Raw genomic sequence first — 17271 nt, forward strand, 5'->3', positions numbered from 1 at the left:
GCGGGCTGCCAGTGCTGGCTCAGGCTGATGCATGCGGCAGCGTCACCACAAAAGCAGCGCCCTGATTGGGTTCAGAGATGACTTCGAGCGTGCCACCATGCTTTTCAGTGACGATTTGATGCGCGATCGCGAGACCCAATCCGGTTCCTTGACCGATCGGTTTGGTCGTGTAAAGCTGCTCAAAAATGTGGGCTTTAACCTCAGCAGTCATGCCCGGGCCGTTATCAGCAATGGTGATGGTGATATAGCCAGACCCAGCTTCGGTGCGAATTGTGATTTGCGGTGAGTAGGCAGCAACGGCCTGCCCTAGTGGTAACGCCGCGGTGAGGTGGCTGAATTGCTCCTCCAGCGCATCGATGGCATTTGCTAACAGGTTCATAAACACCTGATTTAGCCGGGTTGGGTAGCCTTTCACTGGCGGCAGCTGGCCGTAATGCTTAGCAACTTCAATTTGGGGACGGTAGCCTATGGGCTTGAATCGATGATGCAAAATAACCAGCGTACTATCCAGTCCGGCGTGTATATCGACGACCGCCTCTTCTGCGTTGTCTCCCCGAGCAAAATTACGTAGCGAAACCGTCAGGTCTTTAATCCGGGCGGCGCTCAGTTCTAGTGAATTGAGCAGCTTGGGAATGTCGCTCAGAATAAATTCGAGGTCAGCCTCCTCAACCGCCATTTCCAGTGCTTCAGAGGGGTCAGGGTGCTCTTTCTGATACCGTTCGAGTAATTTGGTGAGATTGCCAATATAGTTTCTGATAGGGGTCAGATTGCTGACGATGCAGCCGATGGGATTATTCATTTCATGGGCGATACCAGCCACCAGCTGACCTAAGACAGACAGCTTTTCACGCTGCTCCATTTGCGCCTGAGCCTGAAGCAGTGCGGCTGTGCGGTCAGCAACGCGCTGCTCTAGCTGATTCGACAAGGCGCGCAGCTTAAGGTGAACCTGGACTCGAGCAATCACCTCTGCCGGGGAAAATGGCTTGGGAATGTAGTCCACTGCACCCAGCGAAAATCCCTTGACTTTGTACTCAGTATCGGTAAAGGCAGTCGTAAAAATAATGGGGATATCCTGAGTCATCGGGTTGGCTTTGAGCTGGCGACAGGTTTCAAATCCGCTCAGTCTAGGCATTTCGACGTCTAGTAGGATGAGCGCAGGCGGGGTTTGCGCAATCAGGGCCAGGGCACTTTCGCCATCGACAGCGGATTGAGTGACGATACCCCCTTTTTGCAAAGCTTCAGTGATGATCAAAAGGTTGGTCAGGCTATCATCGACGACCAGAACAACATCATCCTTTTGATTAGACATCAATAGATACCCCTAAAAACCGCCCTGGTTTCAGTTTTCCCCTGACGCCGCCTTCAGTTTCTAAAGACAAGATGCAGATTTGAAAACGGATAACTTTGGCAAATCAGCTCCCTTTGCCTGAGAATACAAAAGCACAAAATTAAGCAGGCATCCAACTGTGTCCATCGGCGAAATTGCAACCCTGGCCGTTACAGGGTTAGCATCGGGAATTTTGGCAGGTTTTTTAGGAATTGGGGGGGGCGTGCTGCTGGTGCCCATGCTGGTCTATCTGGGCTACTCGCCGATCCAGTCGGCGGCGACCAGCAGCCTGGCCATCCTGGTGACGTCAGCCGTGGGCAGCCTGCAGAACTGGCGAATGGGCTATCTCAGCCTGCGGCGGGTGCTGCTGCTGGGGTTTCCCGCCATCGTCACCGCGTTTATCGGCGCGCAGGTGGGCGACTGGATCCCGTCCTATCTGCTACTGCTAGGGTTTGGGCTGCTGCTGCTGAGTAACCTGTATCTGGTCTCTCTAAAAAAGCGAGTCGTTGCCGAGAAAACGCGGGCCGAGACTGGCAGCCGCAGCTCATCCCTCAGTCCGACGGCCGCGCGGCTGATTACGGGCGGCACAGCTGGCTTTATGGCCGGGCTGTTCGGCGTAGGCGGCGGCGTGATCATGGTGCCGATGCAGATTTTGTTGCTGAATGAGGGAATCAAATCAGCCGTCCGCACCAGTCTGGGCGTAATTGTGATCACCTCGATATCGGCCTGTGTGGGCCACGCGGTCAACAGCAATATCGTGGTGTTGGCCGGGCTGCTGCTAGGCGGCGGCGGCCTAATCGGCGTCCAGATCAGTACCCGGTTTTTGCCCAAGCTCAGCGATCGCACCGTCACTCAGCTATTCCGTGGGCTGCTACTGCTGCTGTCGGTTCTGATCTTTTGGCAGGCGTGGCAAAGCTATGCGGCTTAAGCTCGCCTGACTGAGCTAAGCCTTAGTATTTTTACTAGCGGTTTGAATATACAGAATCAGTAGGAAGACAGTCGGAATAATCACGAACAGGACACTGGCGACAAAACCGAGCTTATTAGTCTCCATGGGATTTAGCCTCTAAGAAATCTGAAAACAACAGGTATTAAGGCCTTTAGCATATCATCTTGGCTGCCGCGCCAGTGTATTCTATCGGCCCGCTATCGACAAAAAGGTTAGCTGCCTAAGCCTTTGCTTCGGCTCGCTCGCGGCTGGCCTTTTTGCTTGGCTTAGTGATAATGCTGACCGGACCATTCACTGTCGTTTGACAGGCTAGACGGCAGGTGGCCGGGCGCTTCTTCAGCTTGCGCTCTTCGACAGCGGTACGGGGAGAGAGGTTTTCCATGCCTTCCGCTACTTCGACGACGCAGGTGCCGCACTGACCATAGCCGCCGCACTGGGCTAGCTTGCCCATGAAGGTGTAGAGGTCAACCTGGTTTTCCATCGCTTTGAAGCGAAGGTTGGCGCCGTCGGCAGCTTGGACTTCCTTATCTTCTTTAATAAACTTAATAGTCGCCATTTAATGCTTCCCTTAACTGTAGTCTGCGCTCCGCCGAGCGGGGCGCTTTACCTGTAGCTCAATTCAGCAGTTGCTCTAGCAGCCTTACCCAGCGCTAGCTTTCCTTAGACTCCTCTCCTTAGACACTAGGTGGCGGGAATCAACCAGAGGCCAACCCGGACCTAATTCAGCCGCTTGCTTGCATTGGATCCGCCGATTTGGTTACACTTCTTTATACACTTTCATTTTTACATTTTTGCGAATGTCCTGTCCGCGTCCGAATGTCCGGCCTTTTGAGACGGTCTCTTTAAGATTATCTCGGAGTTAGGTCAATTCTGGCTTTTAGCGGTTCTGAATCTGATAGCCTTATCAGTATCTAGAAACTTTTTCGCAGAGTCATTTTTTGATTTTTTTGTTGAGTCCTTAAGGAGGCGCGTAGTCAATGGGACTACCCTGGTATCGAGTACACACAGTCGTTCTGAACGATCCGGGTCGGCTGATTTCTGTACACCTGATGCACACGGCACTCGTGGCAGGCTGGGCTGGCTCGATGGCTCTATTTGAGCTGGCCACGTTCGACCCGAGCGATCCGGTGCTAAACCCTATGTGGCGGCAGGGCATGTTTGTGTTGCCCTTCATGACTCGTCTCGGCGTCACAGGGTCATGGGGTGGCTGGGATGTCACCGGCCAAACGGGAGTCAATCCTGGCTTCTGGTCGTTTGAGGGTGTTGCGATCGCGCACATCGTACTATCGGGTCTGCTGTTTTTAGCCGCCTGCTGGCACTGGGTCTACTGGGATTTAGAGCTATTTAGAGATCCTCGGACGGGCGAACCAGCCTTAGACCTGCCCAAGATGTTTGGTATTCACCTGTTTTTGTCCGGCCTGCTCTGCTTTGGCTTTGGCGCCTTTCACCTGACTGGCCTCTGGGGGCCAGGGATGTGGGTTTCTGACCCCTACGGCCTGACCGGCCATGTGCAGGCGGTTGCGCCTGAGTGGGGGCCTGCTGGTTTTAACCCCTTTAACCCAGGTGGCGTTGTCGCCCACCATATTGCTGCGGGCATCGTCGGCATTATCGCTGGCTTGTTTCACCTGACCGTGAGGCCGCCCCAGCGACTCTACAAGGCATTGCGGATGGGGAACATTGAGACGGTGCTCTCCAGCAGTATTGCCGCGGTTTTCTTTGCTGCTTTTGTGGTTGCCGGTACGATGTGGTACGGCAGCGCCACGACGCCGGTAGAGCTGTTTGGCCCCACCCGCTATCAGTGGGATGGGGGCTACTTCAAGCAGGAAATTGAGCGTCGGGTCCAGGCTCAGGTGGCTGGCGGCGCGTCCCTACAGGAAGCTTATGAAACGATTCCTGAGAAGCTGGCCTTCTACGACTATGTGGGTAACAGCCCAGCCAAGGGCGGGCTATTCCGGGTTGGCCCGATGAATAGCGGCGACGGAATTGCCGAAGCCTGGCTGGGTCATCCGGTCTTTACCGATGGCGAAGGCCGTGAGCTGACGGTTCGCCGTCTGCCCAATTTCTTCGAAACGTTCCCCGTCGTCCTGACTGATAAGGATGGCGTCGTCCGAGCCGACATTCCCTTCCGGCGGGCGGAGTCGAAGTACAGCTTTGAGCAGACCGGCGTCACGGCCAATTTCTACGGCGGTCTCCTGGATGGCCAAAAGGTAACTGACTCAGCTCAGCTCAAGCGCTACGCCCGTAAGGCGCAGCTTGGCGAGCCGTTTGAGTTCGACCGGGAAACGCTGGATTCGGACGGCGTATTCCGCACGAGTCCGCGCGGCTGGTTCACCTTCGGCCATGCGGTGTTTGCGCTGCTGTTTTTCTTCGGCCATATCTGGCATGGTTCCAGAACCCTGTTCCGCGACGTGTTTGCTGGGGTTGACCCAGAGCTGTCTGAAGAGCAGGTGGAATGGGGCTTCTTCCAGAAGGTGGGTGACCCCACGACCAGTATGAAGCAACGCTAGTTGCCTGCCCCTTTAGGAGGGTTTAGTAAAGGGGCTGATGAGAGGGGCCTGGTAAAAGCCGTTTTCGCCGCGCAGCCAGGCCCTTTTGAATAAATCGATGTAAACTAAAGCTAGGTTGTTAGTAGGAGCTGACCGATGGAAGCCGTTGCTTATATTCTGATTTTTGCCTGCATCATTGGCACGCTGTTCTTTGCGATCGCCTTTCGGGAGCCCCCTCGGATTCCGAAAGAGTAGGAATATGTTTGCTTTAAGTTATTCGACCTGAGGCTCTGTGCTTATGCTTGTGAAGCTGATGGTTTAGAATGAGAGGCACGATTCTGACCCGGCATTTCATCAGCTGGCTGAGTCTGCCTCTTTCGCTTTTTTAACTTTTTCAGGTGGGATCCAGTCCGGCTGCGATTCCTCAGTCTTTTCGGAGACTTTATTGACTGCCCTGGGAGACTTTGCTTATGCAGTGCCCATTTTGTCAGCATCTTAATAACCGCGTATTGGAATCGCGCTCGGCGGAGTCGGGACGAAGTATTCGGCGACGGCGCGAATGTCTGAGCTGCGATCGCCGTTTTACCACCTACGAGCGGATTGAGTATGTCCCCATCACGATTCTCAAGCGGGGGGGCGATCGCGAATCGTTTGACCGCTCTAAGCTGCTGCGCGGCATTGTGCGAGCCTGCGAAAAAACTGGCGTCGTGGCCGCTCAACAGGAAACGCTGGTCGATGACATTGAAGCCGATCTACAGCAGCGCGCCATTCGGGAAGTCACTAGCGAAGAAATTGGCGAGCTGGTTTTACCCCGGCTGAAGCAGCTCAGCGAAGTTGCCTATGTCCGCTTTGCTTCGGTCTATCGCCAGTTTCAAGGGATTCGCGACTTCACTGAGACCCTCAGCCAGCTTCAGGCCCAGTCCCAACAAACGGATTGGACTCAATCGCCGTCTGAGGCTACCTTCGAGTCGGCAAGTGAGCAGCTCAGCTCAGAACGTCAGGACTCTCCGCTACAGGTTTAAGGCCGAACGGATGACTTTCATCCTTTATTGAGCTAACATTGATGATCTTGTGATAGGCGACTAAAAGTCGCTCTTTCAGTCGCGCCTGCGATAAAATTTATTAGCACAGGTATAGGCGGTGTAAGATGCTCACGCCAAAGGCACATTTGAAGGCACATTTGTACAAGCGATCGCGGAGAAAACGGTAGGAAACAGCTAGCATGGTCAACCAGGAGAATAAAGTTACTGACATTGGTTTTACCCACGAGGATTTTGCTGCACTTTTAGATAAGTACGACTATCACTTCAACCCGGGTGATATCGTACCAGGCACGGTGTTCAGCATCGAGCCGCGGGGAGCCCTGATTGACATCGGCGCTAAAACGGCTGCCTATCTTCCGATTCAGGAAATGTCAATCAATCGCGTCGAGGGAGCCGATGAGGTTCTGCAATCGAACGAGACCCGTGAGTTTTTTATTCTCACTGATGAAAATGAAGATGGACAGCTGACCTTGTCCATTCGGCGGATTGAATACATGCGAGCTTGGGAGCGCGTGAGGCAGCTCCAGCAGGAAGATGCAACGGTGCGCTCAGGCGTGTTTGCGACCAACCGCGGCGGTGCTCTAGTCCGGATTGAGGGGCTGCGCGGCTTCATCCCCGGGTCCCATATCAGCACTCGCAAACCCAAAGAAGATCTGGTGGGCGAAGACCTGCCGCTGAAGTTTTTGGAAGTTGACGAAGAGCGTAACCGACTGGTGCTGAGCCATCGGCGGGCACTGGTTGAGCGGAAGATGAATGGCTTGCAGGTGGGCGAAGTCGTGATCGGCGCGGTGCGGGGTCTTAAGCCTTACGGTGCCTTTATCGATATCGGCGGCGTCAGTGGTCTGCTCCATATTTCCGAAATCTCTCACGACCATATCGATACGCCCAACTCAGTGCTCAACGTCAATGACGAAATCAAGGTGATGATTATCGACCTTGATGCTGAGCGCGGGCGGATTTCGCTATCTACCAAGCAGCTTGAACCCGAGCCGGGTGATATGGTGAAGAGCCCTGAGCTGGTCTTTGAAAAGGCGGAGGAAATGGCTGCCCGCTATCGTGAGCAGATGCGCCAGAAGGAGCTGGGCGAGGCCAACGGCGGGAGTGACTATTCAGCAGACGAAGAGGCGATGGCTGCGGTTGATTAGTGATGGGTGAACGCCATTAATCCCTAAAAGTCTGATTAAAATCCAATCAAAAAAGGAGTGGGGTACGCCTCACTCCTTTTTTTCAGGTTCGCTGACCTTTGACAGGGCTCGAATAGGGAGCAGGGCACTTTTGGCAGTTGACCGGTGTCTCTATACAAGGGAAATGCCAATACAGCCGTTTTGGCATCCATCCTGTAAGCTGCTAGAGCATTATGACCTAAAACTGCATCTGCCTAGGTTGATTAGATTTGTATGGAGTGAATCATCATGCACATCCAATTTTGGGTTGATTCGTGGAATGCCGGGGGACACAAAACCAGCTTTCATCGTCAGGATGTTCATCCCTACGTGCTAAAGTATCTAACCCCAGAAGTACTGCGCGACAAGCGGGTACTGGTTCCCCTGTGTGGCAAAAGCGTCGATATGATCTACTTTCGCGAGCATGCAGCTCAGGTGATTGGGGTAGAGCTAGTAGAAAAAGCGATTTTAGAGTTCTTTGCAGAACATCAGATTCCATTCACCCGCCGGGGAGCTCGTTTTGAGGCCGATCGCCTGACTATTATTTGTAATAATTTCTTTAGTCTTAACCGGGTAGATATTGGACCGATTGACTGGATTTATGACCGTGCTGCCTTGGTCGCTTTGCCCCTGCCCCTGAGGCAGCAGTACGTTTGCCAGGTTGACAAACTGCTGCCCGTTGGTGGACAGCAGTTTGTCAATACGCTAGAGTACTTTCCGCGGTTGGAGACGCCCCCCTTTAGCATTGCCCCAGACGAAGTTGCGGCATATTACTGCGGCAATCACAGTATCTGTCATTTGGAACAGCCCACCCTGCCTGGCCATGGGATGGTACGCAAGTTTGGCCTGAATTTTCTCAAAGAGCATGGGTTTTTACTCACTAAGTGCAGCGAAACCGCTATTTCCTGAGCAGGCTTTGGGGCTATTTTGATTTCATCACTGCCGCAATTAGTCGCTCAAGCATTGCACCTATCATGTAGGCTTGAAAGGAGCTAAAATTGCCTAACTTTTCGCTTGCCAATTATTTTTTAGGAGCCTCTGCCCTTGTCTCGCCGGTACCTATTTACGTCGGAGTCTGTTACAGAAGGACATCCTGATAAGATATGCGACCAGATATCAGACACGATCGTAGATACACTGCTGTCGCTCGATCCTGAAAGCCGGGTGGCAGCAGAAGTCGTGGTCAATACCGGGCTGGTTCTGATTACCGGTGAGATTTCGTCGAAGGCACAGGTCAATTTTGTCAAGCTGGCCCGCCAGAAAATTGCGGAGATTGGCTATATCGATCCGACCAATAACGGATTTTCAGCTGATAGCTGCTCGGTGATGGTCGCGCTCGACGAGCAGTCCCCTGATATTGCCCAGGGCGTGGATCAGGCCCACGAGGCCCGCGATCGCGATAGCGATGAGGCCCTCGACGCGGTTGGCGCCGGCGATCAGGGCATTATGTTTGGCTTTGCCTGCGATGAGACGCCCGTTCTGATGCCGCTACCCATCTGCCTGGCCCACCGGATTTCTCAGCAGCTGTCGATGGCCCGCAAACGTGGCGAGCTGCCTTACTTGGGACCTGATGGCAAAACCCAAGTCACCGTGCTCTACGAAGACGGTCAGCCCGTTGGGATTGATACCATTCTGGTTTCGACCCAGCATGCACCCAGCATTGACGGCGTTACTGACGACGCAGCCGTGCAAATGCGCATTCGCAAAGATCTTTGGGGCTCGGTGGTACTGCCTAGTTTCGATGGCCTCAATGTTCAGCCCGACAGCGATACGCGCTTTTTGGTCAACCCCACTGGCAAGTTTGTGATCGGCGGGCCGCAGGGCGATTCGGGCCTCACGGGGCGAAAAATCATTGTCGATACCTATGGCGGCTATTCTCGCCACGGCGGCGGCGCGTTTTCTGGAAAAGATCCGACTAAGGTCGATCGCAGTGCGGCCTATGCCTGCCGCTATGTGGCTAAAAATATTGTGGCCGCGGGCCTGGCCCAAAAATGCGAGGTGCAGCTCAGTTACGCCATCGGCGTTGCCCGGCCGGTCAGCATTTTTGTAGAGACTTTTGGCACCGGCCAGATATCTGACGAAAAGCTTTTGGAGCTGGTGCGTCAGCATTTTGAGCTAAGGCCGGCGGGCATTATCCAGACGTTTAATCTGCAAAAGCTGCCGGCTGAAAGGAACGGCCGCTTTTACCAGGAAATCGCCGCCTATGGCCATTTTGGTCGCTCCGACGTCAGTCTGCCCTGGGAGCAAACAGACAAAGCAGAGACCCTGAAGCGGGCTGCGGCAGAATCGTTTGCGAGTGTAAAGCGCTGACGTGGGGCAGATGGGGGCGACCCTGACAGCCGGTCAGCGGCAGTTTTTTGCGACTGGTGAAACGCGATCGCGTGCCTTTCGCCAGACCCAGCTCAGCCGACTGAAAGCGGCCATCCTCGACTACCAGGCTGAGATTCTCGCCGCCCTACGCGCCGACCTGCGCAAGCCTGATTTCGAAACCTACGCGACTGAGCTCTCGGTCGTCGGCGATATCGACTACGCGCTTAAGCACCTGAAGGGCTGGATGCGACCCAGCCGGGTGAGCGTGCCGCTGACGCTTCAGCCCGCTGCCGGGCAGGTGCGTTCTGAGCCGCTGGGGGTTGTGCTGATTATTAGCCCGTGGAACTATCCCTTTCAGCTGTCGATTTCACCGCTGGTAAGCGCGATCGCGGCGGGTAACTGCGCCATTCTCAAGCCGTCTGAAATTGCGCCGCAGACCTCAGCGGCGCTGGCACATTTGATTCAGTCAACCTTCCCGAATGACTTCATCGCCGTCGCTGAGGGCGGGGTTGAGACCAGCCAGGCCCTGCTATCGGAATCCTTTGACCATATTTTCTTTACCGGCGGTGCCCAGATTGGCAAACGGGTGATGCAGGCAGCGGCTGAGCATCTGACGCCGGTGACGCTAGAGCTCGGCGGTAAAAGTCCCTGCATGGTCACAGCCGATGCCGATATTCAAACTGCGGCGCGGCGGATCATCTGGGGCAAGGGAATCAATGCCGGGCAGAGCTGTATTGCGCCGGACTATCTACTTGTTCAGCAGGCAGTCAAAGCGCCGCTGCTCCAGGCCATGCAGCAGGCAATCGTCGATTTCTTTGGCGAGGATAGAGCCCAGAGCCCCGACTATGGGCGGATTATTAGCGATCGCCATTTCCAGCGGCTATGTCAGCTGATGGAGGGCGATATTGTGGCCGGTGGCCAGGCTGACGCAGCTGAGCGCTATATCGATCTGACGCTGATTGACGCTTCGCCAGAGGCCGCCGTCATGCAGGAAGAGATTTTCGGCCCAATCTTGCCGGTGCTGTCCTACGAGCAGCTGACAGACGCGATCGCGTTCGTCAATACTCGTCCGAAACCCTTGGCGCTCTATTGCTTTACAACGAATGCGGCCGAACAGGAACGGGTCTTGAATGAAACGACTTCGGGCAGCCTGTGTTTCAACGAAACGATGAGCCAATACGCCGTCCCCGACTTTCCCTTTGGCGGCGTTGGCGCTAGCGGCATGGGTCGAGCCCATGGCAAAGCAGGCTTTGATACCTTTTCCTATACGCGCAGCGTGCTCAAGAAGCCCAACTGGCTAGACCTGCCGCTGCGCTATCCGCCATACAAAAATAAGCTGAGTTTGCTCAAAAAGCTGCTGAAGTAGCGAGATAGTGCTCTAACAGCAAACCGCTCACGCTGACAGAATTCCCTTGGGAACCCTCTGGGTCAGCGTGAGCGGTGAATCCGGCGAGCGGACAGCGCCTACTGGCTCGGTCTATTTGTTCGGCTGAGGCGTCATGCGCAGGTAGGGCTTAACTTCCGTGACGCCTTTCGGAAACTTCTTCTTCGCTTCCTCGGTAGGGATCGTTGGTGATACGACGACGTCTTCACCCTCCTGCCAGTTAACCGGCGTGGCGACGCTGTAGTTGTCAGTGAGCTGAAGCGAGTCAATCGTCCGCAAAATTTCTAAGAAATTGCGACCGGTGCTAGGCGGATAGGTAATCGTCAGCCGCAGCTTTTTCTCGGGGTCGATCACAAATACGGTGCGCACCGTCACCTTGTCATTGGAGTTGGGGTGAATCATGCCGTAGAGGTCAGACACCTTTTTGTCTGAGTCAGCGATGATCGGATAGTTGACGTTGGTCTTTTGAGTTTCGTTAATATCGCTAATCCAGCCCTGGTGAGAGTCAGCATTATCAACGCTGAGGGCAATCACTTTGGCATTGCGCTGCTCAAAGTCAGACTTGAGCCGAGCGACTTCGCCCAGTTCCGTCGTGCAGACGGGGGTATAGTCAGCCGGGTGAGAGAAAAGGACGACCCAGCTGTCGCCAGCCCAGTCATAGAAGTTAATTTCGCCCTCGGAGGACTGCTGCGTAAAATTTGGGACGGTGTCCCCTAGCTGGAGTACCATGATCAAGCTCCTTTGGTTCTTTGTACTCATTTCGATTGGGTGTTCAGTTGGATACTGAGATAGCTCAGCACATCACTCCATCTGATATCTTCACATAAACCCCGGTTTCCCGATAGGTGTTTAGTAGATTCTTTAATAATCGTAGCGTGACAGGGCAAGATCGCCCAGCTTGTCTTTAGATATAGGACGGGCAACAGGGTTTCCTCTATCATGCGACTATCAAGCAATTGCAGACGCTAGGACGGATTCCATGGCAGAGACAACGGGTAAGGTGCTTCTGGTCGATGATGAACCCGGCTTGCGCGAAGCGGTTCAGGCCTATTTAGAAGACAGCGGCTTTACCGTACAGGTGGCGAGTAATGCTACCGAGGGGTGGGAACTGCTCCAGCAGGCGACACCCGACGTGGTGATTTCCGACATCATGATGCCGCAGGTCGATGGCTACCAGTTTCTCAAGCAGATGCGCGAGGACGTGCGCTTTCAAGCCTTGCCAGTAATATTTTTGACGGCGCGGGGGATGACGAGCGATCGCATTCAGGGCTACCAAGCCGGAGCCGATGCCTACCTGCCAAAGCCGTTTGATCCAGAAGAGCTAGTCGCGATCGTCACCAGCCAGATCGAACGCCGCGCTGCCCAGTCGCCCGACCCTGAGACGGCACCCGATATTGCGACGATGGCTCGCCAGATCGAAGAGATCAAGGCGCTACTGACCCAGCGAGGCAGTCTGATTAAGTCGGCAGTCAGCCCGATCAAGATCGACTTTACCCCCCGTGAGCAAGATGTGCTTGATCTGGTTTCTGAGGGCTTGATGAATAAGGAAATTGCCAGTCGGCTAGGAACCACCGTCCGCAATGTCGAAAAGTACGTCAGCCGCCTGTTTGGCAAGACCGGAACCAACAGCCGCACAGAGCTGGTTCGGTATGCGCTAGAGCATGGCCTCATCACCGGCTAGTTAGCGTCACTGCTCCATTGCAAGATAGGCATATTTGCAAATAGCAGCGTTCTAGAGCTTTCAAACCTTACTAGTTCTGATGCTTAGGGATGGCAGTGCGTAAGGCCTAGGCTAAAATATTTCATGTTAACGTAATCGGACTGTCATAGCCCTGTCAAACAGGCCTTTTATAGTGAGCGTAGTGACTCAAAGTAAGGATCTATGACAGTAACTTCTGAATCGTCTCATCGGAGTAACCGATTAGGCCAGCGAGCGGTCTCTTCGCTGGCGCTTGTACTGCTAGGGGCTGGTGCCGCTACGGCCGGTTCCTACCTGGTTGAGGAGCGATCGCTCTCATCGTCAACCCCTATTGCCGATACTGCTGCTGTCAGCTCGACGACCCCAGTGGGCGGTCTGGTTGCTTTAGACAATGCCGACTCGATTGCTTCAGTCGTTGAGGCTGTCGGCCCTGCTGTCGTGCGAATCAACGCTTCACGCACGGTTTCGCAGCAGCTGCCAGAGGCGTTTGAGCAACCCTTCTTCCGTCAGTTTTTTGGCGAGGGGGCGACACCGCCCGCTGAGCGAGTGGAGCAGGGCGTTGGTTCTGGCTTTATTGTGGGTGAAGACGGTCGGATTATTACCAATGCCCATGTCGTTGCCGGGGCCGACATGGTCGAGGTGACGCTCAAGGACGGGCGGACCCTCCAAGGCGAAGTGCTCGGTAGCGATCCGGTGACGGATGTTGCAGTCATTCAGGTCGAGGCGACGGATTTACCTACGTTGGCATCGAGTTCGGCAGAGCTGCGGCCTGGAGAACTCGCGATCGCAATTGGCAATCCGCTCGGCCTTGACAATACCGTCACCGTTGGCATCGTCAGCGCCACAGGGCGCACCAGCGGACAGATTGGCGCTCCTGACAAGCGAGTAGACTTTATCCAGACCGACGCAGCGATTAACCCTGGCAACTCCGGCGGGCCATTGCTGAACGGCCGTGGCGAGGTGATTGGGATGAATACCGCCATTATCAACGGGGCTCAGGGTTTGGGATTTGCCATTCCCATCGCCGATGTCGAGCGCATCGCCGACCAGCTAGCGACGACCGGAAAAGTAGACCATCCCTACATCGGCATTCAAATGCTAACCCTATCGCCGGAGGTGAAGGCAAATCTCAATAGCGATCCCAATAGCGGTCTGACAGTAGATGCCGACTCGGGCGTGCTGATCGGTCGAGTCATGCCCAATTCGCCAGCAGCAGCGGCGGGCCTGCGGGCCGGTGATGTGATTCGTTCGGTGAATGACCAGCCGATTACCGATGCTGCTGAAGTTCAGCAGCAGGTGGAGGCCAGCGGCCTAGACCGAACGCTACAGGTGGAGGTGCAGCGCGGTGAGCGGACGCAGACCATTCGAGTCCAGCCTGAACCGCTGCCGACAGATCTGTAAAGTAGTTCGAGCCTAGGGCTAAGGAAATCGGCCCTGACCGAACCGATTTCTTTAGCCCTAGCTAGAGGCGCTAGTGTAAAACCGCAGGGCGTACTGCCAAAACCACTTGGACAGCTGGAGCAGCGCGATCGCGAGCACCGCCGAGCCGATCAGCCAGGGTACCTCGGTGCGTTGGAGCATCATCTGCGCGGGAACCGTGGTCAGAAAGGCGACTGGAATCACAAAGGTGAAAAAAATCCGGTAGGCCGCTGGATAGCCCACGATCGGAAAGCGCCCCGCCTCTAGCAGCCCGCGCAGGACTTCAGTGACGTTATAGATTTTGACAAACCAGATGCTAGTCGCGCCTAGCATAAACCAGAGACTGTAGAGGCTGGCAATGCCAAATAGCAGCGGTGGTACCAGGGCAAGATACGCGCTGGACGAAAGCCCTAACCGCGAGCCTGCATAGACAATAATCACTAGCCCAAAGAATAGATCGGGCAGACCCCAGGGCGAAACCGTGCGGGTAGATAGCCAAAACTGGGAGCTGATTGGCTTGAGTAAGACAAAGTCGAGGGTCCCCTGCTGCACGTGATCCACAATTTTATTCAGGTTGGGTACTAAAAAAGTTGCCGAAACCCCTTGCAACAGGGTGAACACGCCTAGCACAATCAGCGCTTCTTCCCAGCTCCAGTCCTGAAACTCATACCCGGTGCGATAGAACAGGAAAAGCCCAAATAGGTTGCCTGCCAGGCCGCCCAGGCTGCTGAGTCCGGCAATCACAAAGTTTAGACGGTACTCTAGCTCAGCCGCGATCGCGACCGACCAAAATAGCTTAAGTACTCGAAAATAGCGCCCTAACTGCGACATCGAATTTCCTACTTAGTTTGTCCTGCCATCGGAAAACTGAACGGCGATCGCGATTTCGGCATCATAGGCGCTTCAGCAATTCATCGTACTCAGAATGAGTTCCAATCCAGAACCAGTAAATATGATTTTCCTCCAGCAGCCCTAATGCCCTGTAATTGAGACTGATACGAACTGAATAAATGAGCTGACGTTGACTGACTCGTTTGAACTGAAGGCTTCGGTGATATGGCTTATTTCTCCATAGAGCATAGGCTTTGTTAGCCTCTTCTCGCACTGAAATGGGCAACTGACTGAGCCGCTTACGAAAGTTTTGGGTAGTGCTCGACTTCACTTCTCGATGGGAAAAATTTCATCCAGCGGAAAGACTTTGTCTGTCAAAATTTCCTGCCGCACTGTAGCAGCCAGGTTTTCCCACTGAGCGTCTGTCGTCGCTTCAAAGCGAGTCTGCCAAGCCTGCTCGTCTTCTAACTCAGCCAGGAGTCGGGTTGCGATCTCATCCTGCTGCTCGTCCGATAGCTTTGCAACCTGTGCTATGGCCTGTTGAAGGAGTTCAGTCATAGTTCCTGATAGCCGTCATACTATGCCAATAGTCTAGCTATTTTGTAGCCTTGAGCAACTATAGCCCGTTTAGCCTGACCGTTATCACCAGCTAGGAGCTCGTCTTCAGAATTCTGTTTAGGAGCAGAAGGCATTTTGCTCATCAACTCAAGCTCCCATACCTGAATAGTGCCTCAGCCCTCGCCGCCAGAGCCAGCGGTTGATGGCCAGCGAAACCCCACCCCAAAATAGGATAGTGACCAGCCCTCGGCCTAAATCGACTGGCAGGCCGACCAGTAAGCTGGCCGGAAAATAAATCATGTAGGGAAACGGTGTCCATAGGACAAATTCTCGTACAGCAGGCGGAAACAGCTCCAGCGGCGCAATCATACCGGAGAGGAAGATATAGAAGAGATACCAGAACTGCTGAATCGCCGTCGCCCGCTCGACCCAGAAGGCTAGCATGGCAAAGGTATATTGCATGATAAAGCGCAGGCAGAAGGAAAGCGTAATGGCAATCAGGCCCCAAAACCAGCCGTAGAGCGTCGGCATCCAGATCGCGTCAGGGTACAGCCAGAAAAATAGGCCAACTAGCAGAATCGCAAAGGGCAGCCGGGCAAACCGCTCGGAAAAATGGCTGAAAAAATGCCGCCAAACTGGATCAATCGGCTGAAGTAGCAAAGGCGACAGCTTACCCTGCACCACTTCCTTTTCAAACTCCCAAATCACCCAGACCACCGTAAACTGCCGGGCGAGGAATACTGCCAGAAAGTAGCGAACAAATTCCACCGGCTGCAACCCCATCTGCCCACTCTGTGCCGCCTGGTTCCACAGCCCCATCAGAATCAGTGGAAAGCTGCCCGACAGCATCCAGAGGATCAGCTCGGCTCGGTATTCGACCATGTAGGCGTAGTAGATGACCGAGAAGACCCGAAAGATGCGCCAAGGTCGGTACAGCCATCGCCAGGGAGCCGCCATCAAAATAGGCACCATTAAACTGCGCCTGCCTGAAACACCCGCCCAATCACGTCTTCAACCGGCGGGTCGGTGACGGTCAGATCCTGTACCGGCAGGTCAGCCAGGATTTGAGAAACTGTTTGGGTAAGGCGATCGCGCTTCACCAAAAAGACGGCCTGACAGCCCTCCAGACTCTTCAGCTCGCCGTAGGTCTGGAGCTTTTCGGACGGTAGGCTACAGTCAAACTCGATAGCGACTTCGCGGTAGGGCGAAAACTGCTCCAGCAGCTGATCCAGGCGGCCATCGTAGATTAGCTCACCCTGGTAAATCAGCAGCACCCGCTCGCATAGGGCGGTAATGTCGGCCATGTAATGGCTGGTCAGCAGCACGGTTGCCCCGTAGCGCTGATTGTAGGTTTTGAGAAAATTGCGCACCGCCACCTGGGCGTTGACGTCCAGCCCCAAGGTCGGTTCGTCTAGGAAAAGCACCTGGGGCCGGTGCAGCAAAGCCGCCAGCATTTCGGCCTTCATCCGTTCGCCTAGCGAAAGCTTGCGTACGGGCTGGGCAAGCTTTTCCTGCAGGTCGAGCATGTCGGCGAGTTCGTTGACGCGATCGCGAAATTGGCGATCGCTAATCCCATAGATGGCCGCATTAATCCGCAGCGAATCCAGCGCGGGCAGGTCCCAGAGCAGCTGCTGCTTTTGCCCCATTACCAGGGTAATTTGCTGGAGGAATGGCGCTGCTCGCTGGAAGGGCGTTGCGCCTGCGACCGTCACCTGCCCGGTCGAGGGATGAATCAGCCCGGTCAGCATTTTCAGCGTCGTTGTTTTTCCGGCTCCGTTGGGGCCGAGGAACCCCACCACCTCGCCCGGCTCAATCTGAAAGGAAACCTGCTTCACCGCTTCCACATTGCGGTATTCCCGGCGAAAGAAATGGCGCAGCGTACCCTTTAGCCCCGGCTGCTTGATCGCCACCGGGTAGACTGAAATGGACCCCAGAGACTGAACAACATGAAAGGGCAGTTAAGCTCTGAAAGATCTACGTAGTTAATACGCTTTCAACGAGTATGACACATCAACTGACTTTCTCATCTACTTTCTGCATAAACCTCATCTGGTGTTCGATAATTCAGCGACTGATGCAGTCTTTGTCGGTTATACCAATGA

Annotated in this window: 19 protein-coding genes; 10 read left to right on the top strand and 9 right to left on the bottom strand. The window is 54.6% G+C overall.

Features of this window, described 5'->3' with window-relative positions; translation table 11 throughout:
* Positions 1-19 precede the first annotated feature (19 nt).
* Positions 20-1309, bottom strand: coding sequence for a hybrid sensor histidine kinase/response regulator (locus IQ241_RS19395; protein WP_193910394.1), 1290 nt, complete (start codon positions 1307-1309; stop codon positions 20-22).
* A 157-nt stretch (positions 1310-1466) separates the two neighbouring features.
* Between IQ241_RS19395 and IQ241_RS19400 the strand changes: the two genes are divergently transcribed.
* Positions 1467-2255, top strand: a complete 789-nt coding sequence (locus IQ241_RS19400) for a sulfite exporter TauE/SafE family protein (RefSeq protein WP_193910396.1) — start codon at positions 1467-1469, stop codon at positions 2253-2255.
* Between the two features lie 15 nt (positions 2256-2270).
* Here the strand turns inward: IQ241_RS19400 and psbM are convergent, their stop codons facing one another.
* Together psbM and IQ241_RS19410 are read right to left on the bottom strand one after the other, a co-directional pair.
* Positions 2271-2381, bottom strand: a complete 111-nt coding sequence (psbM, locus tag IQ241_RS19405; RefSeq protein WP_193910398.1) for a photosystem II reaction center protein PsbM — start codon at positions 2379-2381, stop codon at positions 2271-2273.
* A 115-nt stretch (positions 2382-2496) separates the two neighbouring features.
* Positions 2497-2832 (bottom strand): 2Fe-2S iron-sulfur cluster-binding protein, encoded by a 336-nt coding sequence (locus tag IQ241_RS19410; protein WP_193910400.1) that lies wholly within the window; start codon positions 2830-2832, stop codon positions 2497-2499.
* Between the two features lie 421 nt (positions 2833-3253).
* Here IQ241_RS19410 and psbB point away from each other — a divergent pair, with 421 nt between their 5' ends.
* From psbB to IQ241_RS19445, 7 genes are all read left to right on the top strand, one after another.
* Complete coding sequence (gene psbB, locus IQ241_RS19415) at positions 3254-4783, top strand: photosystem II chlorophyll-binding protein CP47 (RefSeq protein WP_193910402.1); 1530 nt, start codon at positions 3254-3256, stop codon at positions 4781-4783.
* Positions 4784-4918: 135 nt separating this feature from the next.
* Positions 4919-5017, top strand: coding sequence for a photosystem II reaction center protein T (locus IQ241_RS19420; protein WP_193910404.1), 99 nt, complete (start codon positions 4919-4921; stop codon positions 5015-5017).
* A gap of 215 nt (positions 5018-5232) precedes the next feature.
* Positions 5233-5784, top strand: coding sequence for a transcriptional regulator NrdR (gene nrdR / locus IQ241_RS19425; RefSeq protein WP_193910406.1), 552 nt, complete (start codon positions 5233-5235; stop codon positions 5782-5784).
* A gap of 200 nt (positions 5785-5984) precedes the next feature.
* Complete coding sequence (locus tag IQ241_RS19430) at positions 5985-6950, top strand: 30S ribosomal protein S1 (protein WP_193910408.1); 966 nt, start codon at positions 5985-5987, stop codon at positions 6948-6950.
* Positions 6951-7217: 267 nt separating this feature from the next.
* Positions 7218-7877, top strand: a complete 660-nt coding sequence (locus tag IQ241_RS19435; protein WP_193910410.1) for a class I SAM-dependent methyltransferase — start codon at positions 7218-7220, stop codon at positions 7875-7877.
* A 135-nt stretch (positions 7878-8012) separates the two neighbouring features.
* Positions 8013-9278, top strand: a complete 1266-nt coding sequence (gene metK, locus IQ241_RS19440; protein WP_193910412.1) for a methionine adenosyltransferase — start codon at positions 8013-8015, stop codon at positions 9276-9278.
* A 10-nt stretch (positions 9279-9288) separates the two neighbouring features.
* Positions 9289-10644 carry an aldehyde dehydrogenase family protein gene (locus tag IQ241_RS19445; RefSeq protein ID WP_193910414.1) on the top strand — a complete coding sequence of 452 codons (1356 nt, stop codon included), beginning with the start codon at positions 9289-9291 and terminating at the stop codon, positions 10642-10644.
* Between the two features lie 111 nt (positions 10645-10755).
* Here the strand turns inward: IQ241_RS19445 and IQ241_RS19450 are convergent, their stop codons facing one another.
* The gene (locus IQ241_RS19450; RefSeq protein WP_193910416.1) at positions 10756-11391 is read right to left on the bottom strand and encodes a peroxiredoxin; all 636 of its coding nucleotides are present in this window, start codon (positions 11389-11391) and stop codon (positions 10756-10758) included.
* A gap of 250 nt (positions 11392-11641) precedes the next feature.
* Here IQ241_RS19450 and IQ241_RS19455 point away from each other — a divergent pair, with 250 nt between their 5' ends.
* Together IQ241_RS19455 and IQ241_RS19460 are read left to right on the top strand one after the other, a co-directional pair.
* Positions 11642-12343, top strand: coding sequence for a response regulator transcription factor (locus tag IQ241_RS19455; RefSeq protein WP_193910418.1), 702 nt, complete (start codon positions 11642-11644; stop codon positions 12341-12343).
* 201 nt (positions 12344-12544) lie between these two features.
* Complete coding sequence (locus IQ241_RS19460; protein ID WP_193910420.1) at positions 12545-13762, top strand: HhoA/HhoB/HtrA family serine endopeptidase; 1218 nt, start codon at positions 12545-12547, stop codon at positions 13760-13762.
* Between the two features lie 57 nt (positions 13763-13819).
* Here IQ241_RS19460 and IQ241_RS19465 read toward each other — a convergent pair whose 3' ends face one another.
* The 5 genes from IQ241_RS19465 to IQ241_RS19480 form a co-directional block, all read right to left on the bottom strand.
* Entirely contained in the window at positions 13820-14611 is a 792-nt protein-coding gene (locus IQ241_RS19465; RefSeq protein ID WP_193910422.1) for an ABC transporter permease, read from the bottom strand.
* A 61-nt stretch (positions 14612-14672) separates the two neighbouring features.
* Positions 14673-14942, bottom strand: coding sequence for a ParE family toxin-like protein (locus IQ241_RS26685; protein WP_390622472.1), 270 nt, complete (start codon positions 14940-14942; stop codon positions 14673-14675).
* Complete coding sequence (locus tag IQ241_RS19470; RefSeq protein ID WP_193910424.1) at positions 14939-15169, bottom strand: hypothetical protein; 231 nt, start codon at positions 15167-15169, stop codon at positions 14939-14941. Before IQ241_RS19470 ends, IQ241_RS26685 begins: the two co-directional genes overlap by 4 nt.
* Before the next feature lie 147 nt (positions 15170-15316).
* The gene (locus IQ241_RS19475) at positions 15317-16141 is read right to left on the bottom strand and encodes an ABC transporter permease (RefSeq protein WP_228021870.1); all 825 of its coding nucleotides are present in this window, start codon (positions 16139-16141) and stop codon (positions 15317-15319) included.
* Complete coding sequence (locus IQ241_RS19480) at positions 16141-17079, bottom strand: ABC transporter ATP-binding protein (protein WP_322743711.1); 939 nt, start codon at positions 17077-17079, stop codon at positions 16141-16143. The genes IQ241_RS19475 and IQ241_RS19480 overlap by 1 nt, the downstream gene beginning before the upstream one ends.
* Between the last annotated feature and the right edge of the window lie 192 nt (positions 17080-17271).

Origin of the sequence: Vasconcelosia minhoensis LEGE 07310 (genome assembly GCF_015207255.1) — a bacterium.
Classification (GTDB): domain Bacteria; phylum Cyanobacteriota; class Cyanobacteriia; order Phormidesmidales; family Phormidesmidaceae; genus Vasconcelosia; species Vasconcelosia minhoensis.